This is a genomic window from Bacillus sp. JJ722, assembly GCF_036963345.1.
Classification (GTDB): Bacteria; Bacillota; Bacilli; order Bacillales; family DSM-1321; genus Bacillus_AD.
In genome coordinates this window covers 10,838-35,834 of record NZ_JBALMO010000060.1, presented here as the reverse complement: position 1 = coordinate 35,834, position 24,997 = coordinate 10,838, and the positions used below count along the sequence as shown (strand labels likewise).

Sequence of the window (24,997 nt, the reverse complement as noted above, 5' to 3'; positions counted from 1 at the left end):
TTTCGGTTGTTGGAAACATGCCTAATATTTAATATTCAGTTAGATCTTCTTCAACGATTGCACCCGTTAATTTAATAAGCAAATATGGATTAACGAATACTGACCTTGCGGAAGCCATTAAAGCCTAGGCCTCTCTCAATATTTAGTCTCACCTCTGGCTCAGTCCATTTTATTTTTCTTTAGTTACCATAGCACTGCTCATCTTTGTGAATAGCAAAATGGCAAGAAGGAGAGCGATGCCTACAGCACCGAGACCTAGCCAATTTAAATACAGGACGGATGCACGGCTGATGACAAGCCCACCTAACCCAGATCCTAGTGCAAAGCCAAATTGTATGAAGGATGTATTCACACTTAACGCTATATCCGGATTCCTAGGTACCAAAGTGACCAGATATAGCTGTTGGGCAGGGGAGATGCTCCAGGTTGCCAACATGAAAATCATGAGAACCAATATCAAGAACAAGAGATTGGTACCAGAAAGAGCAAATAAAATGAGCGTTGCTCCTTGTAACAGGAGTCCTAGCCAAATTGTAAATTTTGATCCCTTTGCATCTGCCAATTGTCCCCCCATTCTTGAGCCAACGAAGCTACAAACTCCTGCAAGGAAGAGAACGCCACTAATTTCTACTATGGAAAGAGAGGATGTAGCCTGCAAGAAAGGCGTAATATAAGTGAATAGCGTAGAATAGCCGCCGATATAAAATAAAGTAATGGCCAAAGCTGTCAGAATCCTTGAATCTTTTAAAATGGAGAGCTGCATCCCTAGGGTAACAGCTTCTTCTTCCTTGATTGCTGGAACTTTTTGGTGGACAACAAGTAATGGGAAAATGCTTAATAGACCTATAAAAATAAACAAAACTCTCCAGCCAAAGATCTCACTAAAAAACGTGCCAATCGGAACTCCCAGTACAAGCGAACTGCTGAGACCCATCAAAATAATGCCGATAGCACGGCCTCTTCTTTCTTTTTCAACCAGTCGAGTGGCTACTGCCATGGATACCACCGTAGCAATTCCTCCGCTAACTCCCTGAACAATTCGTACTAATAGTACGGTTTCATAAGAAGGACTTATAAACATCAGTACGTTGCTGGCAATAAAAATACCGAGGGTAATCAATAAGAGCTTCTTACGATCCACATTAATCGTTAAGGCGATCAGAATCGGAGCGACAATGGCTGCTGCCAGAGCAAATACAGTTACCAATAGTCCGACTTTAGAAGTAGATACTCCCAAATCCACGGCGATCATTTCAATGACCCCTGTGATAATGTATTCAATAGTTCCTATCAAAAAAACAGCAAGAGCCAGAATATAGATGATAGTGTTGTTTTTCAATTCGGATCGCCCCTTCCCCATCTCTTGAATATGTTATATTGTAATATCTTCGCCGAGCAAGAACCGCTTGAGACGCTCATCTATCCATTCCGAATCCTCTTCATGCTGTCCGATGCCTGCGCAATGTCCCCATTTGGATTCAATCGGGAGAAAAATGGCGCTGGGCATATGTCGGGTTTCATATTCGTTGTCCTGCGGAGGGAAGAACAGGTCTGTGCTTCCTGGCATGACCAGTGCCCTCGCAGTAATCCTGCTTAATGCAAGCTCAAAGTTTCCGTTGTAAACCGGGTTTGCGCTAATGTCCCCGGTGATGCCGGTGCGTAGCATGGTAATCAGGTCATTGGCGTCAAAGGTTAAAAACACTTGATCCCAGTAATCTTCGAGATACTCTTCCAAGGTGTTGTAGCCCTCTTGCTTGTAGAGCTGCTCCAGATAATATGCCTGAGAGAAGCCCCAAGCCGCATAAACTCGTCCCATAGCCGCCAATCCATCCTTCGGCTGTTCACTGTAAAAACCATCCTTCCAGGCAGCATCGGCCTGAAGAGCGGCAATCATTCCCTCGAATACAACCTTCGCATGAGGCCGGGTTTTTGCGGTTCCTCCGAATGGAGCGATTCTCTCGACCATATCGGGGTAGTTAATCCCCCACTGAAAGGTCTGAACAGCACCAAGTGACCAACCGACAACGAGGGTAATTTTCGTAATACCAAATTTCTTTGTAACCAGCTGATGCTGGAGTCGCACATTATCATCAATAGAGACGTGCGGAAAGTGGGCCTGGTGATAAGGAGGTGGTGTATTGCTTGGTGAGGATGACAACCCGTTTCCCAGCATATTGGGGACGATGATAAAATACTTTTCCGGGTCCAGTGCCTTGCCAGGTCCAATCAACCATTCGTTATCGGTATGTCGACCTGCAAACCAGGTAGGGTAAACGATCACATTGTTTTTGGCTGCATTCAACAAACCGTAGGTTTTATACGCGAGAATGGCATTGGGTAGGATGTCACCGGATTGCAGCTCCACATCGCCCAGTTCGTACAGTTCATAATCTTTCATATCAAAATCTCCTCTCCATAATTAAAGACGATTGTCTTTCTTGTCATTACTCTACGATACTGATATTGTTAAGTCAAAGAAACGTTTATGAATTAAATGTTCATTTTTTTTGAATTATAGGAGGTGTTGTAGTATGGAATTACGTCAACTCAAAACGTTTCATACCCTTGCTTCCACACTCAACTTTAGCCGCGCAGCAGAAGCTCAGAACTACGTCCCCTCAACGGTTACGATGCAGATGAAATCATTGGAGGATGAACTTGGGGTCAAGCTGGTGGACCGAATGGGGAAAAAGGTGGCTCTAACCGATGCGGGCAGAAGCTTTCTTGGCTATGTGGATCACATCTTGCGTGAGCTGGAAGAAGCGCAGCATGCCGTCAAACAATCTGGAGAAATGACCGGTACGCTGACCATAAGTGCGGATGAAACCTTGTGTACGTACCGGCTTCCGGCTGTGCTTAGCCGATTTCGCTTGCGTTATCCGGGGGTTCGTCTGATGTTTCGGCCACTCACTGAGACGACCCTGAAACAGAGCTTGCGGGAAGGGAGCGCGGACATTATTTTTACGCTGGATGAGATCAAGGGTGAAACGGGAATTTGCGGGGAAAAGGTGCTTGACGAGCCCTTTTATCTATTGGTCGCACCGGAGCATCCGTTGGCTTCCAAGATTGCTTTGACGATTGAGGACTTTAATGGTGAGACCTTCCTGCTGACGGAGCAGGGCTGCTCCTATCGAACATTTTTTGAGCGGAGCCTTTCTCAAAAGGCTATGGGAAGCATTACGGAATTGGAGTTTAATAGTGCAGAGGCAATTAAGCAATGTGCAAAAATAGGAATGGGCATCGCCATATTGCCTGAAATGGCCGTAGCGGCAGAGGTGAATAGAGGAGAGTTGGTTCCGCTACCGTGGGATTTGACAGCCGTGTCTTTTGCTACCCAAATGTTTTGGCATGAAGAGAAATGGATTTCGCCCACCATTGAAGCCTTTTTGAACTTGACCAGGGAGACCTTCCTGACCCATCCGTAAAGAAAAAACGGTGTGTCATGGATGTGCAACTATATTACTATGCTTGGGGTATGGATTCTAGTCGATTAAGTGAAAAGTTGTGGTGGTGGCGGAGCTCCTGTTTCTGTTGAATTGATAAATCATTTTGAACAAGTGACAGGTGTACCAATCGTTGAAGGGTACGGCTTATCAGGAGCGACGATTGCAGCAATACGAACTCCAAAGCTAGATAAACGAAAAATTGGAAGTTGTAGAATTCCATTACCTAATACGGAAGCGAAAATTGTAGATATCGAGACTGGGAAAATTGAAATGACAATGGGCGAACCAGGAGAAATAATTGTAAAGGGTCCACAAGTCATGAAAGGATAATAGAAATTTAAAGTTAGCATTAAATGTGATAAAGGGATGGGAAGGCTTAATGGTTTCTCATCCTTTTTCACATTATTAGATAAAACTAGTCATGAGCTCTTAGTGAACATGACTAGTTTTTTATTAACTTATTATCTTTGATAATCTTTCGGTAAAGAAAATCCTCTTCCTACAATGTCCGAAGCATTTAAAAAGATAACAAAGGAATCGGTGTCGTGGCTTATTAACTCTTTTAAATAAACGGCTTCTGATTGCTCGACCACGCTAAATAGCAATGCTTTTCTTCGATTTGAAAATCCACCTTCGGACCATACTCTTGTAAAGCCTCTATTGATTTCGTTTTGAATCAGATCTGTTACTTGCTGCTCATTTTCCGTAACAATTAAGACAAGCTTAGAAGAAGATGAATGAAGTTGTATAAAATCTATTACTTTACTTGAGATGAAAATGGAAATCATGGCATAAAGAGCAAGTTCTAAATCAAAGGCAAACATGGCAAGAATGACAACGCAGCCATCGATGATTAGCTGTGCAAATCCACTTGATAATCCTGTGTATTTTTTAATGAGCTGGCCGATAATAGTCGTCCCTCCGGTTGAACCGTTCCCTCGGAAGACCAATCCAAGACCTGTACCAATTAGTATTCCTCCGTATATTGAAGCAAGCATAGGATCTTCTACAGTAAACGGTAAGGAAGAGGTTATCCAAATAAAAAAAGGAAGTAACATCGTTCCAACAAATGTTTTAATGCTAAACTCTTTTCCTAAAAGGAAGTATCCCACAAAAAAGATAGGAATATTAATACACCATTGAACAATGGCAGGAGTCCATTCATACAGGCTGTAAAGAATCGTGCTTATGCCCGAGATTCCTCCCGCTGCTAGACGGGCTGGTAATAAAAAGATATTAAACGCCAAACCAACCATTAAAGTACCAAGTACAATTAAACTATAACTTCGTAGTTCTTTATGTGTGTTCATAAGCATATGTCCTTTCTATGTCATACAATAAAAAAATGGTATACTACCATATTTTCTTTTAATATCAATTAATAACGCTAAACATAAATTATGTCAATTACTGATTAGAATATACATTTAGGTAATATCTATAGAAGTTCACTAAAATCTTATCGTTGTTAGACTCTTTATGAGGGTTTATTGCACATCTTCTTTCAATGCTCCCTTTGCTCTCTTTCGTATAACCTATTTAATCGTAAATTTTTCTTTAAATAGGATCCCAAGATAACGATATTCTACAATAACTTCATGGATTTCTTGATTATGCTGCACCATAATTGCGTAAGTTATATCATTTTTCGTTGCAGTACCATCATTTACTTTATTTAACTGCTTTTCCGGATCTGTTTTGCTTTGGAGACGAACTGTATGTAAATCCTTAAAGGGTATTTCACTCTCTTTTTCTTCGTTCATATTGTCCGTTAAAACAAAGCCCTTTAATACATTACTAACTTGTACCTTAACATCTGTCGGTTTATGATCGTTATTAACTAAGACATTTTCAATTTGAATTTCACCAAACGGCATTTTGTTACCTACTCCAACAAGTGCGATTTTTTTCTCTTGTGTCCAAGCTATTGTTCCATCAGCTAAAGGGCTATTTGCTTTTAAAAAGACAAATGCACCCCCTAAAGCAATTACTGCCACAACAACGATTATGACAAGTGTTTTTTTCATACTCTTTCCACCCCTAATAATGAAAATCATATCCTCAATCCACTATAACAGATTAACCATTCTAGCAATATGAATGTAATAGAATCTATTACCGTGAATATTTAATGCTCCCAAGTTGACAATGCTAAAGATGAGGAAATATAATGTTTACTATATTCTTAATATTTCAACTTAATAATGAGGTTTATGTTTATGTATGATATGAAAGATTTGGATGTCGTAAGTACATTGTGCAAATCCCATACAAATCTATTGCAACAGGATATTGACACAATTAAAGAGCTTGCTGGACAGTTACCTCTCATTGCTGATTTAAATAAAGCTAATATTTTTGTAGACTGTCCTACGAAAGAAGGTAAGCATGCAATAGTAGTAGCGGAAGCGAGTCCAACAACAACAACCTCCATTTATAAGCAGCCAGTTGTAGGGAAGTTTGCATATGAAGCATTCGAACCTGCTGTTTTTTTTACTCTAAAAACGGGAAAACCAATGTTTTTGAATCGTGCTTTGACACAGGAAGGTAAGACAGCTGAACAAAGTATTGTACCTATTAAAGGTGTAAACGATAGAGTAATTGGCGTGTTAATAATGGAGAAAGATATTGATGAGAAGTTACAACAGCAGAACCAGATTAAAGCATTATCAGAAGTAAATCAAACACTTAGCGAGCTTCTATTAGGTATTACAGAAGATAGGCCAATTATTTCTGAAGTTTTAGAGGAAGCCGTTTTTTTCGTAGACGATTATAAGAAGATTTTATACTTTAATCCCTCAGCTATAAATCTAGTGTTAGAAGTATGTTCTACAGAATGTAGAGTAGGTACCCCGATTTATAAGTATTTTCCATGTATAAAAGATCTCATTAGTCATCCAGAAGAATTACTAATGAGGGAAATTCAAATTTTGAAAAAAGTATTTCAAGTAAAGAAGATTAGTTTAGGTGAGCACGAAAAGCTTAAAGGAACGTTTTTCATTTTTCGTGATATTACCGAATTGCGGGAAAAAGAGCGTGAACTTATTGCTAATTCGGTCGCTATAAGAGAGATTCATCATAGAGTGAAGAATAATTTGCAAACGGTTGCTAGTTTATTACGTCTACAAATGAGGCGAGGAGTTCCAGAAGAGAGCAAAGTGCATTTTGAGGAAAGTTTACATCGAATATTAAGTATTGCCTCAGTGTATGAAATCATTTTAGCGAATTCTAGTGTAGACGAAGTGGATATTAAAGGTTTGGCAGAAAAAATCGGTAGTAGATTAATAAATCATTGTGATCCAGAGTATCTTGATATTCACATTACCTTTTCGGGTCCAAGTTTTGAGCTCAAATCAAAGAAAGCGGTTTCAGTCGCTTTGGTCATTAATGAATTAATTCAAAATTGTTTAAAGCACGCTTTTGGAGATAGGAAACAAGGTTTGATTAGCGTGAATTTTATTTTGAATGGTACTAAAGTAGAAGTCCAAGTTGTAGATAATGGGAAGGGCTTTTCTCCTAGTACTAACCAGTCTTTAGGCCTTGATATAGTCAGAATGATGGTTGAACATGATTTAGCTGGTGAATTTATTATTAAGCGTGCTGAGATAGGAACAAGTGCTTCAATCATTTTTGAATTTGAGTAGGTGATGTGAAAATGACAAAGAGAATATTGGTAGTAGAAGATGAATCTCTTGTTCGATTAGACATCGTTTTGATGTTAAAAGACGCTGGATATGATGTGGTTGGAGAGGCAGGAGATGGTGAGAAAGCAATTGAGTTAGCTTATACATTAAAGCCGGATCTTGTCATTATGGATATAAAAATGCCAAAGCTAAATGGATTAAAAGCTAGTGAAATTATATCTAATAAATTCCATATCCCTATTTTACTACTGACTGCATATAGTCAAAGTGAATATATTGATAAAGCAAAGCAGGCGAATATATTAGGTTATATTGTTAAGCCAGTTAGTGAAACAAGTCTTATTCCTGCGGTAGAAATTGCTTTACAACAAGCAGAAAATACGAAGAATTTTAAGGTAAGACTTGATGAAATGAATCAAGAATTGAACAATCGGAAGATAGTTGAGAAAGCTAAAGGAATTATAATGAAGCATTTAAATGTAAGCGAAGATGAAGCATTTGCTAAACTGCGAAAAATCAGCATGAATAAGCAAATGACAATTGATAAAGTGGCAAGACGTGTACTAGTAAAATATAAATCATAGATTCATATTTACAAGTGAATAGTGAAAGCAAAGGTGCTTAATGGTTTTATTTCGATAAAACTAATAGGCACCTTTTTGCCTTTTTTTACACTTTCTTTGCCATCAGTATGTAAAAATTTCTCTTCTCGAACTTCTTCTGTTTATATATTTTGAGCTTGTTAATTTAGAATTGGAGGAAAAATGAATGGTCTATATTGGTAATATCGTAATCTATATCATTATGGCATGTGCCTTTGCTGGGGCAATTGCGGCGATAAAAAACAGTGATGAAGGCTTAGGAAAGCAATTCATGGAAGGGCTTCATACAATAGGACATATTTTCGTTCCAGCAGCTGGAATTATGGCCTCTATCCCTTATTTATCTTGGTTTATTGATAAAGTATGTGGTCCAATATTCTCAGCGATTGGAGCAGATCCAGCGATTGCGGCGACTGCTATATTAGCTACAGATATGGGAGGCTATCATTTAGCAGAAGTTCTAAAGCAATCCTATGAAGGCTGGATTATGGCTATGATTGTTGGGTTTATGGCGGGAGCAACGATTGTTTTCTCGATTCCGATGGGCTTAGCGATGTTGGATAAACGAGATCATAAGTATATGGCACTAGGCATCATGTCAGGTGTCTTAACGATTCCAATTGGAGCTTTTATCTCAAGTGTCCTAGTTGTTTTATCAGACGCAAAAATACGTACAGTTATTTCAACTACCGCAGATTCTAATTATGAATTTGCTATGAGTTATTTGAAAATCTTTTTAAATCTATCACCGCTTTTAGTTTTTGTTATACTTATTGCTGTTGGACTTTATTTTTTACCAGATTTAATGATCAATTTATTTATGTGGTTTGGTCGTGTTTTAGACGCTGGAATCAAGTTAGTACTGGTATTTTCAATTATTGAAATCTTTACAGGTTTATTTTCGACTGTATTTGGAAGCTGGGGCTTCGATCCGATTATGGCAGATAAAGAAGACCAATTCCGTGCATTAGAAACAGCTGGGAACATTGGTATTATGCTTGCCGGAGCATTCCCAATGGTATACCTATTACAGAAATATGCCGGTAAGCAACTTGTTGCTTTTGGTAGTAAATTAGGCATGAGTAAAGATGGTAGTGCAGGATTATTAGCAACAATCGCTAATATTTTGGCTATGTTTAAATTGGTTCGTACAATGCCTCCAAAAGATAAAGTAATCAATATTTCATTTGCTGTGTGTGCTGCTTTTCTTCTTGGTGACCACTTGTCTTTCACAGTAAACTTTCAGCCTAATTTAATCTTACCTGTAATGTTTGGTAAGTTATCTGCAGGTGTTATAGGGATTGGACTAGCGTATTGGCTATCTGTTCCAAAGGCTTTAGAACTTGAAAAGAGAGATCGTGAAGCTGGGATTATTGGTGCAAATGAATACTTAGTAAGTGATGAACTTAAAGAAGATGAAGGTGCGAAAGTAGGATAATGGTTTAGTACAGAAAGGGTTTGTAATATGAGTGATGAGAAAAAACGTTTTATACAAGAATTTGTGCCAGGAAAGCAAGTAACCTTAAGTCATTTAATTGCTAATCCGGATAAAGATATGTTTGAAAAGCTGGGCATACAACAAGCTGGCTCATTAGGTATATTGACTTTAACACCGAGTGAGACAGTTATCATTGCAGGCGATTTAGCAACAAAAGCAGCAAATGTGCAAATTGGTTTTCTAGATCGCTTTACTGGAAGTCTTGTAATAGTTGGTAGTGTTTCTGAAGTGGATATGGCAATGAGAGAAATTAATCGCTTTCTAACGGAAACATTAGGATATACGCCTTCAAAAATTACAAAGTCCTAGAGTTACATTAAGCGACCAGGGTGGGATGTTATCATGTATAAACATAGAGCGATGTTAATTGGTTCGATTGGAGCAGGAAAGTCAACTTTAACAAATGCTCTTCTTGGTAGAGAGGTAAAAGCTGTAAAGACACAGTCCTTACATTATTATGATTGGATTGTAGATACGCCAGGAGAATATACAGAAAATCCGATGTTTTATAAAAATATAATGGCAACATCACTAGAAGTTACACATGTGCTTTATATTCAAGATGCTACCAAAAGGAAAATGATATTTCCTCCAGGGTTTAGCAGTGGAATAAATAAATTACAAATTGGTGTTGTGACCAAAAGCGATGCTTTGGATCGTAATGTTGAATTTGCCATTTCTCAATTAAAACAAGTAATGACATCAGGACCGATCGTTGTAACGTCTTCTTTTAAAGGAGAGGGCATTCAAGAAATACGCGATTTAGTTCAATTGAAGTCATTACAGGAAATGAAAGATTACGTAGAGAAAAATCCTTCAAAATTTATATTCTTTGCATGAAAGTGTTTACAAAAAAACAAAAATAAATTATATTTTTAATATAATAAATGAATATTTCAGGCAACGGCGCCTTGTATGAACTATCTACTTATAGATGGTTTGTATGAGGCGTCTTTTTGTCGTATTTGCCAATAGAGGGGTTAAGGATATGATTCGTGATCATTCACATAAAGAGGTCATTATTAGTGTGGGTATAGATATTGGTACTAGTACTACTAAGATGGTTATTAGTGAATTATCACTAATGAATACAGCAGGTGGAGCACGGATGCCGAGAATAGAAATTATCGATAAGAAAGTGATCCACCGAAGTCCGATTTATCGAACACCTCTTTTATCAATGAATGCGATAGATATGAAAAATGTTGAAAAAATAGTTGAAGATGAATATAGAAAAGCTGGTATTCACGTTGATGAAGTGAAAACGGGAGCAGTCATAATTACAGGTGAGACAGCTACGAAAAAAAACGCTTCTGAAATGATTCATCACTTATCTAATCATGCTGGCGAATTTTTAGTTGCAACGGCTGGTCCAGATTTGGAAAGCATTATAGCGGCTAAAGGCTCTGGTGCTTACCAATATTCTCAAAAAACAAGCAAGGTCATTGCGAATATAGATATCGGTGGAGGAACGGCTAATATTGCTGTTTATAAACTAGGAAGACTATGTGGGACATGCACATTGCATATTGGTGGCAGATTAATTGAAATGGATAACGGTAGAATAAAACACCTTTCATTACCCGTTAAACAACTAGCCGCTAATAAAGGTCTTTCTTTATCTGTTGGTGACATGGTTACAAACGAAGAGCTAAGAGAAATATCAAATAGCATGTCGCACATTTTAGCCCGTGTATTAAAGCGAAATCTACAAGAAGAAGATCATGTTCTCTTGCTAGGGCATGAACCGAGTTGGGAAGAAGACATTGATGTAATTATGTTTTCTGGAGGAGTTAGTGAGTGTTTGTATCAAATGGAAAATCGTGCGCATGAGTATGAAGACATTGGTCAATTTATAGCGGATTCTTTACAGGAAAATCAAGAATTACATACATGGGAATGGATTCATCCTAACGAAACGGTGAGAGCAACTGTATTAGGAGCCGGTACACAAACGACGGAAATAAGTGGTGCAACGATTCAAGTAGACCGCAACGAATTACCTATTAAGAATCTTCCTGTTTATCAAGTGGATTTCATGAATGGTTTTGATCAAGGAATAAAGCAATTAGAACTTTCGATGAAAGAAGCCAACGATATGTATGACTCACAAAGTGAAGGGGAGAATTTCGGCTTATATTTAGTAGATTTACCTTACTTGAGCTTTCATCATATTCAGCGCTTAGGTCAGTCTTTAATAGAGGTATTTAAGCTTAGATCCAATCAAAATCATCCGATAGTAGTTATTTTAGAAAGTGATTATGGCAAAGTACTCGGTCAAACAATGAAGATGCTGGCACCAATGCAAAACATTATTTGTGTCGATCAGATTAAAGTAGAAAACGGTGATTACTTAGACATTGGTCAAATGCTGGAATCTGATGTTGTACCAGTCGTTATTAAAACATTAACTTTTCATAGCTAATAAGAGACGGGAGGGGAAAGAATGAAACTGCAAATGAGTTACCTCGGTAATGTCTATCAATTTGCTTCATTAAAAGATGTATTTGCAAAAGCGAATGAAGAGAAATCTGGCGATCAGCTTGCAGGAGTTGCTGCGGCATCTGTACAGGAGAGAATCGCAGCTAAAGAAGTAGTAAGTGAGTTGCTTTTAGCAGATATTCGAAATAATCCGTTACTACCACCAGAAGAAGACGAGGTATCTAGAATTATAGAGAAACAAATTAATTCACCAATCTATGATTCTATTCGAAATTGGTCTGTAGCAGAGCTTCGCGAATATATTCTTGCAGACAGTACGACAGGTGAAGATTTGAAAAGGCTAAGCAAGGGATTAAATAGTGAGATGATTGCTGCTGTTACGAAAATAATGAGTAATTTAGATTTAATCCATGCAGCCAATAAAATTGAAATTCTTACAAAATGTAATATTACGATTGGTCAAAAAGGTGTGTTGGCATCTCGCCTTCAGCCAAACCATCCTACCGATAATGTGGAAGGGATGATTGCTTCCTTAAAGGAAGGTTTGTCATATGGAATGGGTGACGCGGTCATTGGTATTAACCCAGTAGATGATTCAGTAGAAAGTGTAAAACGACTTCTACACGCCACACATGAGTTTATGACAGAATGGGGCGTTCCTTCGCAAAATTGTGTACTTGCGCATGTGACTGCACAAATGAAAGCTATTAAGCAAGGTGCGCCAGCGGATATGATTTTCCAAAGTATTGCAGGAACTGAGATGGCAAATCGTTCGTTTGGTATCAATGCTGCTTTGATAGAGGAAGCAAATGAACTTGCGAAAGCATTCGGAACTGGCACAGGTCCACAGCATATGTATTTTGAAACAGGGCAAGGATCTGAACTATCCGCAGAAGCACATTATGGTATTGATCAATTGACGATGGAAGCACGTAATTATGGCTTTGCTCGCAATTATGATCCGTACATCGTTAATACGGTTGTAGGTTTTATCGGACCGGAGTATTTATACGATAACAAACAAGTTATTCGCGCCGGTTTGGAGGATCACTTTATGGGTAAACTTCACGGCTTACCTATGGGAGTAGACATTTGTTATACCAACCATATTAAGGCGGATCAAAATGATATAGAAGATTTAGGAGTCTTGCTATCTGCAGCAGGTGTAAACTTTATAATTGCTGCACCGATGGGTGATGACTGTATGTTGAATTATCAATCTATGAGTTATCACGATGTAGCCACTTTAAGACAAACATTGAATAAGAAACCAGCACCTATTTTTGAAGCGTGGCTAGAGAAAATGGGGATTATGGAAAATGGTAAGTTAACGAGTATTGCCGGTGATGCGAGTATTTTTTCTAGATAGCATGGTAGGAATTTAATTCGAAAGGGGTGTTATTAATTGAATCCTGAGACGGTTGAAAAGATTACAAAGCTCGTGATGGAAAAATTACAAGGTTCAACAAATGAGACTAGTAAACAGCAAGAAAGCTCTTTAGAAAATAAATCATTTTTCAAGGTTGCTGCAGCAACTGATAACCATGGATTTTCAGAGCCTCAAGGCAAGGTTGTATTTGTAAAACATAATGAATCGAAATCAGCTGAGCAACATTCAAATACGACAATAGAATTGAAAAGGTCTCCAGAAAAGCAAAAGCAACCACAAATAGAAAATGTGAAAAATAGAGAAGAACTAGAACAACTAATGAGTAAAACACCAGCCAGAATTGGTGTTGGACGAGCAGGTGTACGTCCTAAAACGAATACGTGGTTGAAATTTAGATTTGACCATGCAGCTGCTGTGGATGCCGTTTACGGTGGTGTTAATCAAGAATTATTGAACAAACTGAATTTATTTACAGTCAATACAATGGTTCAAGATAAAGAAGAGTACATCATTCGTCCTGACCTCGGACGAAGACTTTCAGATGAAGCTAAAAATACAATACTTGAAAAATGCGATAGATCGCCTGTAGTACAGATTATTGTAGCTGATGGTCTAAGTTCAAAGGCGATTGAAGAAAATTTAGAAGATGTATATTTGTCGTTACAGCAATCGTTGAAAAGCCTTGGATTATCAGTAGGAACAACCTTTTTTATTGAAAAGGGAAGAGTGGCTGTAATGGATGATGTAGGTGAATTATTAAAGCCAGAGGTTGTGGTTTTATTAATTGGTGAGCGCCCTGGATTGATAAGTGCAGAATCATTAAGTGCGTACCTTTGCTACGAACCTAGAAAAGGAACAATTGAAGCTGATCGTATGGTTGTGTCCAACATTCATAAAGGTGGAATCCCACCTGTTGAAGCAGGTGCTTATTTAGGTACGATCATTCAAAAGATACTTACATTTGAAGCAAGTGGTGTTTCACTTGTGGAGAAAGAACAATAGGAGGACTGGAAAGTGACATTAGAACGCATTAAAGCAAATATATTAGCAACCCGCATAATTGCTAATGTAGATGTTACTTTAGCTGCAAAATTACAGTTGAAACCAACTCAAAGAAGTATAGCTATTTTCACTTCTACTATTGATGATATTGGGTATACAGCTCTTGATGAAGCGACGAAAAGAGCGGATGTTGAAGTGGTTTATGCTCGTTCATTCTATGCTGGTTCTGGACATTCTTCAGGTCCATTATCAGGAGAAATGATTGGTATTTTGGCTGGACCAAGTCCAGATGAAGTAAAAAGTGGAATGGAGGCTGTTTACCATACTGTTGAATCTGTTGCTTTCTTTGAAGCGCTAAATGAAGAAAAAACTCATTCACTCTATGCTCATGTAGTTGCGAGTACGGGTTCTTATCTTTCCAAAGAAGCAGGAATTCAGCAAGGGGAAGCACTTGCATACTTAATTGCTCCTCCACTCGAAGCTATATATGGAATTGATGCTGCATTGAAGGCGGCAGACGTTGATTTAGTGAAGTTTTTTGAACCTCCTTCAGAAACCAACTTTGGCGGAGGGCTCCTAACAGGTTCACAGTCTGCATGCCAAGCAGCAGCGAGTGCTTTTAGGGAAGCAATTGTAGATATTAGTAGATATCCAATTAAATAAAACGAACTTTTACAGGGAGGGTAGGTGTCACTATGAATTACGATCATGATCTCCAAGCACTTCAAGAAATGCGTAATGCCGTTCAAAAGGCTAAAAGTGCACAGGAAAAATATAGCCGGTTTACCCAAGAGCAAGTTGATAAAATCGTTAAAGCAGTAGCTGATGCAGCATTCTCTAGAGCACTAGAATTAGCTGAATTAGCGGTTGAAGAAACGGGTATGGGTATTGTTGAGCATAAAAAAATCAAGAATGAAGTAGGTTCACGAGATGTTTATGAATCTATTAAAAACGAAAAAACAGTAGGAATCATTAACGAAGATTCAAAAACAGGGGTAACAGAAGTAGCGACGCCATTTGGTCTCATCGCAGGTATTATCCCTACAACTAATCCTACTTCGACAGCAATCTTTAAAGCGTTGATCTCATTAAAAACGAGAAATGGAATTGTGGTTAGTCCTCATCCACGTGCTTTGAAATGTACGATAAAAGCACTGGAAATTTGTTCTGAGGCAGCTGTTAAGGCAGGAGCTCCAGAAGGACTTATTGGTTGGCTATCTAAAGCGTCGATGGGTGCGACTAGTGAATTGATGAAGCATCCAGATATTAACTTGATTCTTGCTACTGGTGGCGGTGCCTTAGTTAAAGCAGCATACAGCTCTGGTAAGCCAGCATACGGCGTAGGCCCTGGAAACGTGCCTGTTTATATTGAAAAAACAGCCGATGTGGTCAAGTCAGTCAAGATGATTGTCGATAGTAAAACGTTTGATAACAGTACTATTTGTGCAACTGAGCAATCGATGATTGTCGACAGAAATGTGTATGAGATGGTTGTTCGAGAGTTAAAGAATAATGGAGCTTACATTTTAAATGCAGAAGAGAAAGCATTGTTAGAAAAAGTGATTTCTCCAATTCCTAAGAAGCTAAACCCAGCAATAGTAGGACAACATGCGAAGAAAATCGCAGCTATGGCGAACATAGAAGTGCCAAGTCATACAAGGCTTCTAATAGCTGAAGAAACAAAAGTCGGGAAGGATATTCCATTCTCTATCGAAAAGCTATCGCCAATCTTTTCACTATATGTAGCTGAAAGCTATGAGCAAGCGAAAGACTTATGTATGCAACTGCTTAGTATTGGTGGAAGAGGTCACAGTTTGGCGCTTCATACGAGGGATGATCAAGTATCAAGAGAATTCGCTGAAGTGATGCCTGTTTCGCGATTATTAGTAAATACGCTTTCTTCAGTTGGTGCTGTTGGCGGCACAACGGGCTTAAAGCCTTCGTTAACTTTAGGATGTGGGTCATTTGGTGGAAACATCACTTCTGATAATGTATCTGCAAGGCACTTAATTAATATTAAAAGAATGGCATATGGCATTAAGGATGTTACCATTCCTCAGCCTTCTGAAAAATATATAAAAAGTGAAAAAGTGACTTCTAAAGAAGAAAGCATGGAAGACATTATTGCTCAAGTGATAAAAAATTTAAACCCTTCAGAGTCAATAGATCCTGAAGTTGTAGCTAAAACAGTTAATCAAGTAATTCAAAAATACGAAACGAAATAATTAGGAGGAATTTATTATGTCAAGAGAATTATCAGCACTAGGAATGATTGAAACTAAAGGATTAGTAGCATCAGTTGAAGCGGCGGATGCAATGGTGAAGGCTGCCAACGTACATTTAGTTGGGAAGGTACATGTTGGTGGTGGAATTGTAACAGTATTAGTTCGTGGAGATGTAGGAGCGGTTAAAGCTGCAACAGATGCAGGTGGAGCAGCAGCACAACGCGTAGGTGAGTTACTATCAGTTCATGTAATTCCACGTCCACATAATGAAATCGAGAGCATTTTACCTAAATTAGATATCGAATTATAATTTCATGCTCTAGAAGGTTAAGGTGAAAATGTATGAATCAACAAGTCATTTCTAAAATTGTTGAAGAAGTAATACATGTTTTGGAACATACATCCGTAGATGACAAGGTTATTCCAATCGCTGTATCTGCAAGGCATGTGCATTTAAATAAGGAAGACTTAGAAATCTTGTTTGGAAAAGGTTTCGAGTTAACGAAAAAAGCAGATTTGTCACAGCCAGGGCAATTTGCTGCAAATGAAACAATTACAATCGTTGGACCAAGAGGTTCGTTAGAAAGAGTGCGGATTCTTGGGCCAGCACGTAATATGACTCAAATGGAAGTAAGCATGACAGATTCTATTAAACTAGGTGTCAAACCTCCTGTAAGAGAATCGGGAAATATTGCTGGTTCTGCTGCAATTACGTTAGTCGGCCCGAAAGGCAGTGTATATAAAAAGGAAGGCTTAATCATTGCACAAAGTCATATTCATATGAATGAACAAGATGCTGCTAAGTTCTCTGTTAAAGATGGAGAATACATCAGAGTGACTACAAAAGGCGAACGTCCGATTACATTGGAAAAAGTATTAATACGTGTATCTCCATGGTACCAATTAGAAATGCACATTGATACGGATGAGGCAAATGCAGGTTTTATTAAGACGGGTGATTGCGGAACACTCTCAAAGTATGGTGATTTATCATGATCAATGAGAATGCCATTCGAGAAATTGTAACAGAAGTGCTAAAGCAGTTAAATTTCTCAGCATTGAAACCGCAAGAGACTAGTAAACAGAATTTGCTAGTAGTTGACGAGAAAAGTACGTTGAATCCATCGCACATGTATCAACTAAGTCTTCAATGGAATGTAACGATCGTAAAAGAGACTGAGTTGGATTTATTACTGAGTGGGAGCCCTGTTCTTATACACAACATAGATCAAGACTTGCTTGTTAAAGGAGCACTTGGTTTTTGTGATAGTACTGGGAGCGTACTATTATCTCAATTAATTTCAAACGCTGTTCCCGTACATTTAATTCCTACAAAATCACTAGAAAATACATTGTTTGGAGATATAAGTCCATCAGCTTATCAATCTATGCTTCGTAATCATTGTCATACGCTTGAAAGTTTTGGAGTTAATGTTGCAACACTTTCGGATTTTTTGAAGTTAAAGGTAGAGTCAGAAATGACGGGTATCAACTTTGAGGAGAAATTATTAACAGCTCATAATGTTCAAGTGCATCCAGAAGAAAATATACTTGTTTCCTCAAAGACAATCATAACTCCATTAGCAAAAGATACAGCAAGGGATTTAGGTAAAAAAATTACAGTGATTAATGATGTAAAAGGGGCGAGTACTTAATGCAGATGGGGACAGTAATTGGGAATGTTTGGGCTACAAGGAAAGAAGATAATTTACGAGGTTTAAAGTTTTTAGTCGTACAGCCTGAACATCCTATTGATTTATCTGTTGGCACACCTTTTATAGCGGTAGATCGCATAGGTGCCGGCGTTGGCGATAAAGTGATCGTTACACATGGTAGTGCTGCCACGAATATGGAACCAGATAATCATTTAGTTATTGATGCCCTTATTATTGGCATTATTGATTCAATAGATGTGGAATGAGGTGAGAACGGTGGGAAAAGCATTAGGAATGATCGAAACAAAAGGTCTTATTGGTTCAATTGAAGCAGCGGATGCAATGTTAAAGTCGGCAGATGTCACGTTAGTAAAGCAGGAAAAAATTGATGGAGCCCTTGTTTCTGTTTTAGTTGAAGGAGATGTTGGAGCTGTTCAAGCAGCAGTTGAAGCGGGAAAAGCAGCAGCAGCTCGTGTAGGTGAATTGATATCCAGTCACGTCATACCAAACCCAAATGACGATGTAGGAATCATGTTAAAGAAAGATGAAAAACAACAAAAGCAAAAAGAAGAGCCGAAAAATGATAAAAAAAGAATGACAAAAAAACCGAATAAACCATTAGAAACGACTGTTTCGGATCAATCAATAATAAAAGAACAGCCGCTTGATAAAGGTGAATAATAAAGTGAAACATTATTAGGTGAGTGGATACTTCACCTAAGTATTAGTTAAGTCAATCGGATTCAAACTGGCGCTTGATTTCCTACGTGAAGTGGGATTTTTAGCGCCGGTTTGAACGGGATCATTATTCGCAGTTTTGCTTTTTAGGAAAAAGGAGAGGTGAAGATGGTATTTAAGCGTAGAAAGATTGCTGTTATTGGAGCAGGTTTTACTGGAGCTACAGCAGCAATGATGCTAGCACAAAAAGAACTTGGAGATATCGTGTTAGTAGATATTCCATCTCAAAGCAATCCTACTAAAGGAAAAGCGCTTGATATGTTACAAGTAGGCCCTGTACAAAAGTTCAATTCAACGATTATTGGTACATCCAGTTATGAAGATATTCAGGATGCTGATTTAGTTTTAATTACGGCTGGATTGCCTCGAAAACCTGGAATGAGCAGGGATGACTTAGTTGCTACGAATGCGAAAATCATTAAGGAAGTATCGGAGAATGTAAAACGGTATGCACCTTCAAGCTATATTATTCTTCTTAGCAATCCTGTTGATGCGATGACATACGTATGCTACAAAACAACAGGTTTTCCTAAGAACCGAGTAATTGGACAATCGGGTGTGTTAGATACGGCTCGCTTTAATACGTTTGTTGCACAAGAATTGGGCATCTCAGTTGAAGATATTTCTGGTTTTGTATTAGGAGGACACGGGGATGAAATGGTTCCTCTTGTTCGCTTCTCGTATGCAGGCGGTATCCCTATCGAGCATATCATTCCTGCCGACCGTATTGAGCAGATTGTAGAGAGAACCCGCAAAGGTGGCGGAGAAATTGTAAGCTTATTAGGTCAAGGTAGTGCTTACTATGCTCCAGCTGCTTCTATGGTGGAGATGGCAGAAGCTATTTTAAAAGATAAGAAGAGAATTCTACCTTCCATCGCTTACTTAGAAGGTGAATACGGCTATAAAGATTTATATTTAGGTGTTCCAACTGTTATTGGTGGCGCAGGAGTTGAAAGTGTTATTGAAATTCCTCTAACGAATAATGAAAAAACGGCTTTAGATCGTTCGGCAGAATCTGTCCGTAGCGTTATTGAGGTTTTAAATCAATTTATATGATCTGCAATGAAAAACTGGTTTTCTTTAATAGAGAAAGCCAGTTTTTTTAATATATTGAACGAAACAAAAACGACATTCGTATTATAGTTAAGCCTACCAAATAAGGAGGGACAACTATGCTAGAAGTTATACATTTCTCGAAGTGTTTTAAAGGCGATAAAAAGGTTGTGGAAGATTTGAACTTGGAAGTTAAAGCTGGTGATTTATACGGATTTATTGGTCATAATGGTGCTGGTAAAACAACTACAATAAAGGCGATTGTGGGGATTTTGGATTTTGAAGAAGGCGAAATAAAAATTAATCATTTATCTATAAAAAAGAACCCTGTTGCTTGTAAGCAAATGATGGCTTACATTCCGGATAATCCAGATTTATATGAGCATTTAACTGGTATTCAATACTTGAATTTTATCGGTGATTTATTTGGAGTAAGCAAATGGCAACGTGAAGCATTAATCAGTAAATATGCAAATGAATTTGAAATAATGGATCGTTTAGGAGATTTAATCGCTTCTTATTCACATGGTATGAAACAAAAGCTAGCCATCATTTCTGCGTTTATTCATAAACCAAAGCTGTTAATTTTAGATGAGCCATTTGTAGGCTTAGATCCTAAAGCAGCTCATACATTGAAAGAAATAATGAAGGATTTTTGCGCTAATGGAGGTTCTATCTTTTTCTCAACACATGTTCTTGAAGTAGCTGAAAAACTATGTAATAAAATTGCTATTATAAAAGCTGGTCGATTAATGAGTTGTGGTGAAATTGCAGCGGTGAAAGGTAATAGTAGTCTTGAAGATGTTTTCTTGGAGTTGGTTCGAAATGAATAAAGTATGGTATTTGTTAAAAGTACAACTACTTCAACTTTTTGGACTGAATAAAGCGCTACATGCAAAGGGTCGAAAAGAGAAACGGAAATGGATGGCTATTTTTATCGGAGTTATCTTGCTTATTGGTTATGCATTTGTTGTTTCATTTTTTTATAGTTCCTCTGTAGCATCTATGTTGGAAGCGGTTGGTGAGCTAGAACTTTTGCTAGCAATCATGATGGCTTCCGCTAGTTTGATCACTTTCATGGTGTCTATTTATAAAGTGAATGGAATCTTATTTGCTTTTAAAGATTATGATATGGTGATGTCGCTTCCCGTGAAAACAAGCATGGTGGTCGCCAGCAGAGTGCTAATGCTATATGTCATGAACGTGGCATTTTCTTTGCTTATTATGCTTCCTGCTGGGATTGTGTATGGCTTGAAGGCATCTCCAAGTCTGCTCTTTTATGTTTATTATATTGTGACGTTGTTCTTTATACCGCTTTTACCCATCATAGCGGCTACATTTATTGGTTCGATCATTATGATGATTTCATCTCGATTCAAGTATGCAAACCTTTTGAATCTCGTTTTGACCTTTGCGGTTTTGTTGTTTTTTATGGGTGGAATGGTAAATGTTAATGGTGACACTGAAAATCTTACGAATATGAGTTTGGCTTTAATGGTGGAGGTAAATACAATATATCCACTAACGGATATGTACGTAAATGCGGTTTGTCATTATCGTTTTCTTTCTTTTATTTTGTTTATTGGAATTTCAATAGGCGCCTTTATTTTGTATGTAGTCATTATTGGGACGAAATTTAAAAGCATTAATACGGAACTAATGACATCGAGAAAGAACGGACGTTTTAAAATGGAAGGGCAAGTACAATCCTCTCCCTTTAAAGCTTTGTATAGAAAAGAATTGAAACGATATTTTTCAACATCTATTTATGTACTTAATACTGCATTTGGAATGATACTTTATACGGTTTTGTCAGTTGCACTTTTATTTGTAGGAACAGAGCAAATAAGCGAAATGTTGAAGATACCACAGTTACCAATGTACATTACTGATTTCGCACCTTTTGCTGTTTCTATTTTTATTGTATTATCTTGTACAACGATGTGCTCAATTTCTCTGGAAGGGAAAAATCTTTGGATTTTACAGTCCTCCCCGATTGCTGTTCAAACCATTTGCTTAAGTAAAATTGCCGTGAATTTAACCATTACAGTACCCCTTATATTGATTAACAATGTTCTGCTTCTGTTTGTATTACAAACAGGTTTTATAGAGAGTGTATTATTTTTCGCCTTGCCAATTACGTATGCAGTGTTTATTGCATTTATAGGAATTGTCATGAATATGAAATTTCCTAATTTCGATTGGACAAATGAAGTCACAGTTGTGAAACAAAGTGCAGCATCGCTCATTACGACATTTTTAGGTTTAATTAGTATTGCCATTCCTTTCGCTTTACTGGTTTCACTGCCTCATGTAAATCAGCAGATCTTTATAGGGGGAGTAATCGTTGTATTGGTAACACTGTGTATAGGTATGTATGCATATATGAAGGTGAAGGGCGAACGCGTATTTAGAGCTATTTAAATGCCAAATTCTAATAATGGTTTGACTGAAAGGAACTTCCATGTTACATTAATCGCATAATAATAATAAAAGGTGTGGTGTTGTATGTCGGTAGTAGGTATCAACTAAATTTTAGTTGAATAAGGTTTTTAATTTCTGGTTTTTACCAGCTTATTAAGTATGCCTTTTTCAATAATGTTAAGAAACGTTATTGAATACCTACTATAAGACTGCTTCCTTTTCCATATATTCGTTTAACATGTAGAATGTTATGACGTAAAGCATGGTAGGATTTGTCCTACCATGCTTTTTGTTCATATTTGGGTTATCTGTGTTTAACACTCTTTCTTTAAACAAAGAAATGAGTTTGTTAACCTGTGCTGGATTTGCCTTTTTTCTGCATTTGTATTCGATATAGGGTCTTGTTTCATGACAAGATTTATGCCCGCAGGAGCTTTCTGCCCAATTTACGATTCTAAATTGGGAAAGTAGGAAAGGCTTCTGCGGGCTATTTTATTTTACAATTCGAAGAGAAGAGGGATATAAAAATGAATACGATGACCTTTGATAAATTACAATACCATGAATTAAAAGAGAAAGTGAAAAGCTATTGCGTGAGCGGCTTAGGTAAATCCTTACTTGATACGTTACAACCAAGTTCAAATATAAAAGTTGTTAAAAATCGCTTGAATGAAACAACGGAGGCTCGAAAGTTATTAGATGCAGAAAAGCACCTTCCGCTTACAGGGATTTCAAATATTACAAGTCATATTGAAAAGCTTGAAAAGGGTATGGTTTTAACGCCGACTGAATTAATAGCTGTCTCTGATTTTCTAAGGGGCTGTCGAAGAATTAAAAAGTTCATGGCCGATAAAGAGTTTTTTGCGCCTGTTCTTTACACATACGCTCATTCTATGGCTGAGTTTCGAGACATTGAAGAGAGCATTTTATTTGCGATCAAAGGGAGTCGAGTGGATTCTGGAGCGAGTAAAGAATTAAAGCGTATTCGAAATCAAATGGCAAAGACAGAAGAGAAAATTGAAGAACGACTTCAGAAGTTTTTAAAGAGTGGCGCTAACAAAGAGTATATCCAGGAATTTTATATTAGTAAGAAAGAGGATCGTTTTACGATTCCAATTAAAGCGTCCTTTAAAAATCAAGTAGCGGGAACAATAGTTGAAATATCTTCAAAAGGTTCAACGGTGTTTATGGAGCCTGCTGCTGTATCAAAGCTTAATGTGGAATTAGCTTGTTTGAAATCGGAAGAATCGGTTGAGGAATATCAAATATTAGCTACGTTATCAGGATCGATTTATGAAGCGATTCAAGCGATACGTATAAATATTGAATTAATTAGTCAATACGATATGATTTTTGCTAAAGCGAAATATAGTAAAAGTACAGATGCAATAGAACCGAAGCTCAATCATCATGGCTATATTAAATTGGTGAACAGCAAGCATCCGTTGTTAGAGGGTAATATTGTTCCGTTAGACTTTGAAATTGGTATGGATTATCGAAGCTTGATTATCACAGGACCAAATGCTGGTGGGAAAACAGTTGTGTTGAAGACAATTGGAATATTAACTTTAGCTGTTATGTCAGGTTTTCATATTACAGCGAAGGAAGGCACCGAAATCGCGATATTTGACAATGTTTTTGTTGATATTGGAGATAATCAAAGTTTAGAAAACGCCCTAAGTACGTTTTCTTCTCACATGAAGAATATCTCGGATATTATGGGTGCATCGAATAATAATACGCTACTATTATTTGATGAAATCGGAAGTGGTACCGAACCGAATGAAGGTGCTGCTTTGGCAATCGCTATATTAGAAGAGTTTTATCATATGGGCTGTATAACCGTTGCTACCACTCATTATGGGGAAATTAAGCGATACTCTGAAATGCATGATGATTTCATGAATGCAGCAATGCTATTTAATAGTGAAGCATTACAGCCTATGTATAAGCTATTGATTGGTAAATCTGGAGATAGTAATGCACTTTGGATTTCTCGTAAAATGAAGATTCGTGAGCATGTATTGAAGCGTGCTCAATTATATATCGAAAACAAAGACTATAATTTAGAAGCTGTGAAGGAAAGTAGAATTAAAAAATCAATCAAAGAAACGGTTCACCAAATTGAGCAATACGCCTATGAAGTTGGCGATAGAGTCAAATTAATTGAACAAGATGATTACGCGATTGTGTATAAGCCAATAGACAAGTTCAATAATGTTGTACTGTTTTATAATAATGACATGATGGAAGTGAATGTGAAGCGAATTCAGCTCGATATTAGAGCAAGTGAATTATATCCGGAAGGTTATGATTTAAATATGCTATTCACTAGCTATCAGGAACGCAAATTACAGCATGATCTACAAAGAGGTTCTAAAAAGGCTTTACGAAAAGTGCAAAAAGAAATTAATAATAGACGACAAGAATAAGAAGTTTACTAATACTGTTAAAAAATCCTTTGTCTCAATGTATTGACGTTTTGCGTTTTTGGTGCTATGTTGTGAATGAATGAAAAAAACAAATGAATACTCTGTTAGGTGAGGCTCCTGTATAGAGATAAGCTGCTGCCCAAAAATGTCGAGAGACGCCAATGGGTCAACAGGAAAGGTCGGAATGAAGGCTTTTTTTAACGTAGCTGGTTAATAACCTATGCTGTACAGTGCTAAAGCTCGACGAGGGAGAGGTATGCTTATTGCCATTAATGATTGCTGCAATTTTAGTAGCTTTATTAGTGTGTGTTTGAAACTAGCTATTCAGACCTTTACTCGTTGATGAGTAAAGGTCTTTTTTAAAAGATAAGAAAGTATAATTTTGCGCGGTGTCTAGCTCCAGCGCCCAGCACCTAGTGGACTTCGCCATCCTCCCTACGATAAGT

At 37.7% G+C, this 24,997-nt stretch carries 25 protein-coding genes and 1 riboswitch; of the genes, 21 read left to right on the top strand and 4 right to left on the bottom strand.

All coding sequences use genetic code 11. The features are described from left to right. Positions 1-169: 169 nt before the first annotated feature. Together V7014_RS09095 and V7014_RS09090 are read right to left on the bottom strand one after the other, a co-directional pair. Positions 170-1,339, bottom strand: a complete 1,170-nt coding sequence (locus V7014_RS09095; RefSeq protein WP_335506323.1) for an MFS transporter — start codon at positions 1,337-1,339, stop codon at positions 170-172. 33 nt (positions 1,340-1,372) lie between these two features. Next, on the bottom strand, positions 1,373-2,398 hold the full coding sequence (locus V7014_RS09090; protein ID WP_335506322.1) for an alpha/beta fold hydrolase: 1,026 nt from the start codon (positions 2,396-2,398) through the stop codon (positions 1,373-1,375). Positions 2,399-2,531: 133 nt separating this feature from the next. Between V7014_RS09090 and V7014_RS09085 the strand changes: the two genes are divergently transcribed. Further along, positions 2,532-3,425, top strand: a complete 894-nt coding sequence (locus tag V7014_RS09085; protein ID WP_335506320.1) for a LysR family transcriptional regulator — start codon at positions 2,532-2,534, stop codon at positions 3,423-3,425. A gap of 69 nt (positions 3,426-3,494) precedes the next feature. After that, positions 3,495-3,776, top strand: coding sequence for an AMP-binding protein (locus V7014_RS09080; RefSeq protein WP_335506318.1), 282 nt, complete (start codon positions 3,495-3,497; stop codon positions 3,774-3,776). 131 nt (positions 3,777-3,907) lie between these two features. Here the strand turns inward: V7014_RS09080 and V7014_RS09075 are convergent, their stop codons facing one another. Together V7014_RS09075 and V7014_RS09070 are read right to left on the bottom strand one after the other, a co-directional pair. After that, entirely contained in the window at positions 3,908-4,756 is an 849-nt protein-coding gene (locus V7014_RS09075) for a YitT family protein (RefSeq protein ID WP_335506316.1), read from the bottom strand. 225 nt (positions 4,757-4,981) lie between these two features. After that, on the bottom strand, positions 4,982-5,473 hold the full coding sequence (locus V7014_RS09070; protein WP_335506314.1) for a hypothetical protein: 492 nt from the start codon (positions 5,471-5,473) through the stop codon (positions 4,982-4,984). Positions 5,474-5,665: 192 nt separating this feature from the next. Between V7014_RS09070 and V7014_RS09065 the strand changes: the two genes are divergently transcribed. The 19 genes from V7014_RS09065 (at position 5,666) to V7014_RS08975 (ending at position 24,551) form a co-directional block, all read left to right on the top strand. Beyond that, entirely contained in the window at positions 5,666-7,090 is a 1,425-nt protein-coding gene (locus tag V7014_RS09065) for a sensor histidine kinase (RefSeq protein ID WP_335506312.1), read from the top strand. Between the two features lie 11 nt (positions 7,091-7,101). Then, positions 7,102-7,674: an ANTAR domain-containing response regulator gene (locus V7014_RS09060; RefSeq protein WP_335506310.1), complete on the top strand. Its 573-nt coding sequence runs from the start codon at positions 7,102-7,104 to the stop codon at positions 7,672-7,674. 184 nt (positions 7,675-7,858) lie between these two features. Then, positions 7,859-9,130 carry an ethanolamine utilization protein EutH gene (eutH, locus tag V7014_RS09055; protein ID WP_335506308.1) on the top strand — a complete coding sequence of 424 codons (1,272 nt, stop codon included), beginning with the start codon at positions 7,859-7,861 and terminating at the stop codon, positions 9,128-9,130. 27 nt (positions 9,131-9,157) lie between these two features. Beyond that, positions 9,158-9,499 carry a BMC domain-containing protein gene (locus tag V7014_RS09050; RefSeq protein ID WP_335506306.1) on the top strand — a complete coding sequence of 114 codons (342 nt, stop codon included), beginning with the start codon at positions 9,158-9,160 and terminating at the stop codon, positions 9,497-9,499. 33 nt (positions 9,500-9,532) lie between these two features. Further along, positions 9,533-10,030 (top strand): EutP/PduV family microcompartment system protein, encoded by a 498-nt coding sequence (locus V7014_RS09045; protein ID WP_335506305.1) that lies wholly within the window; start codon positions 9,533-9,535, stop codon positions 10,028-10,030. A gap of 148 nt (positions 10,031-10,178) precedes the next feature. Next, on the top strand, positions 10,179-11,615 hold the full coding sequence (locus tag V7014_RS09040) for an ethanolamine ammonia-lyase reactivating factor EutA (protein ID WP_335506304.1): 1,437 nt from the start codon (positions 10,179-10,181) through the stop codon (positions 11,613-11,615). Positions 11,616-11,636: 21 nt separating this feature from the next. After that, the gene (locus V7014_RS09035) at positions 11,637-13,001 is read left to right on the top strand and encodes an ethanolamine ammonia-lyase subunit EutB (protein WP_335506303.1); all 1,365 of its coding nucleotides are present in this window, start codon (positions 11,637-11,639) and stop codon (positions 12,999-13,001) included. 36 nt (positions 13,002-13,037) lie between these two features. Further along, entirely contained in the window at positions 13,038-14,024 is a 987-nt protein-coding gene (gene eutC, locus V7014_RS09030) for an ethanolamine ammonia-lyase subunit EutC (RefSeq protein ID WP_335506301.1), read from the top strand. Positions 14,025-14,036: 12 nt separating this feature from the next. After that, positions 14,037-14,687 (top strand): ethanolamine utilization microcompartment protein EutL, encoded by a 651-nt coding sequence (eutL, locus tag V7014_RS09025; RefSeq protein ID WP_335506299.1) that lies wholly within the window; start codon positions 14,037-14,039, stop codon positions 14,685-14,687. A gap of 32 nt (positions 14,688-14,719) precedes the next feature. Continuing rightward, on the top strand, positions 14,720-16,249 hold the full coding sequence (locus V7014_RS09020; protein WP_335506297.1) for an aldehyde dehydrogenase family protein: 1,530 nt from the start codon (positions 14,720-14,722) through the stop codon (positions 16,247-16,249). A gap of 16 nt (positions 16,250-16,265) precedes the next feature. Next, positions 16,266-16,559, top strand: a complete 294-nt coding sequence (locus V7014_RS09015; RefSeq protein ID WP_205064016.1) for a BMC domain-containing protein — start codon at positions 16,266-16,268, stop codon at positions 16,557-16,559. Positions 16,560-16,591: 32 nt separating this feature from the next. After that, on the top strand, positions 16,592-17,245 hold the full coding sequence (gene pduL / locus V7014_RS09010) for a phosphate propanoyltransferase (protein ID WP_335506294.1): 654 nt from the start codon (positions 16,592-16,594) through the stop codon (positions 17,243-17,245). Further along, the gene (locus tag V7014_RS09005) at positions 17,242-17,904 is read left to right on the top strand and encodes a hypothetical protein (RefSeq protein WP_335506292.1); all 663 of its coding nucleotides are present in this window, start codon (positions 17,242-17,244) and stop codon (positions 17,902-17,904) included. The genes pduL and V7014_RS09005 overlap by 4 nt, the downstream gene beginning before the upstream one ends. Further along, on the top strand, positions 17,904-18,170 hold the full coding sequence (locus tag V7014_RS09000) for a EutN/CcmL family microcompartment protein (RefSeq protein WP_205064013.1): 267 nt from the start codon (positions 17,904-17,906) through the stop codon (positions 18,168-18,170). The genes V7014_RS09005 and V7014_RS09000 overlap by 1 nt, the downstream gene beginning before the upstream one ends. A 10-nt stretch (positions 18,171-18,180) precedes the next feature. Further along, the gene (locus V7014_RS08995) at positions 18,181-18,585 is read left to right on the top strand and encodes a BMC domain-containing protein (protein ID WP_335506289.1); all 405 of its coding nucleotides are present in this window, start codon (positions 18,181-18,183) and stop codon (positions 18,583-18,585) included. A 165-nt stretch (positions 18,586-18,750) separates the two neighbouring features. After that, positions 18,751-19,698, top strand: coding sequence for a malate dehydrogenase (mdh, locus tag V7014_RS08990; RefSeq protein WP_335506287.1), 948 nt, complete (start codon positions 18,751-18,753; stop codon positions 19,696-19,698). A gap of 116 nt (positions 19,699-19,814) precedes the next feature. Further along, positions 19,815-20,528 (top strand): ABC transporter ATP-binding protein, encoded by a 714-nt coding sequence (locus tag V7014_RS08985; protein WP_335506285.1) that lies wholly within the window; start codon positions 19,815-19,817, stop codon positions 20,526-20,528. Beyond that, positions 20,521-22,119: a hypothetical protein gene (locus tag V7014_RS08980; RefSeq protein ID WP_335506284.1), complete on the top strand. Its 1,599-nt coding sequence runs from the start codon at positions 20,521-20,523 to the stop codon at positions 22,117-22,119. The genes V7014_RS08985 and V7014_RS08980 overlap by 8 nt, the downstream gene beginning before the upstream one ends. A 527-nt stretch (positions 22,120-22,646) precedes the next feature. After that, on the top strand, positions 22,647-24,551 hold the full coding sequence (locus tag V7014_RS08975) for an endonuclease MutS2 (RefSeq protein WP_335506282.1): 1,905 nt from the start codon (positions 22,647-22,649) through the stop codon (positions 24,549-24,551). A 93-nt stretch (positions 24,552-24,644) separates the two neighbouring features. Then, positions 24,645-24,809, top strand: a riboswitch (M-box (ykoK) riboswitch). Positions 24,810-24,997 lie beyond the last annotated feature (188 nt).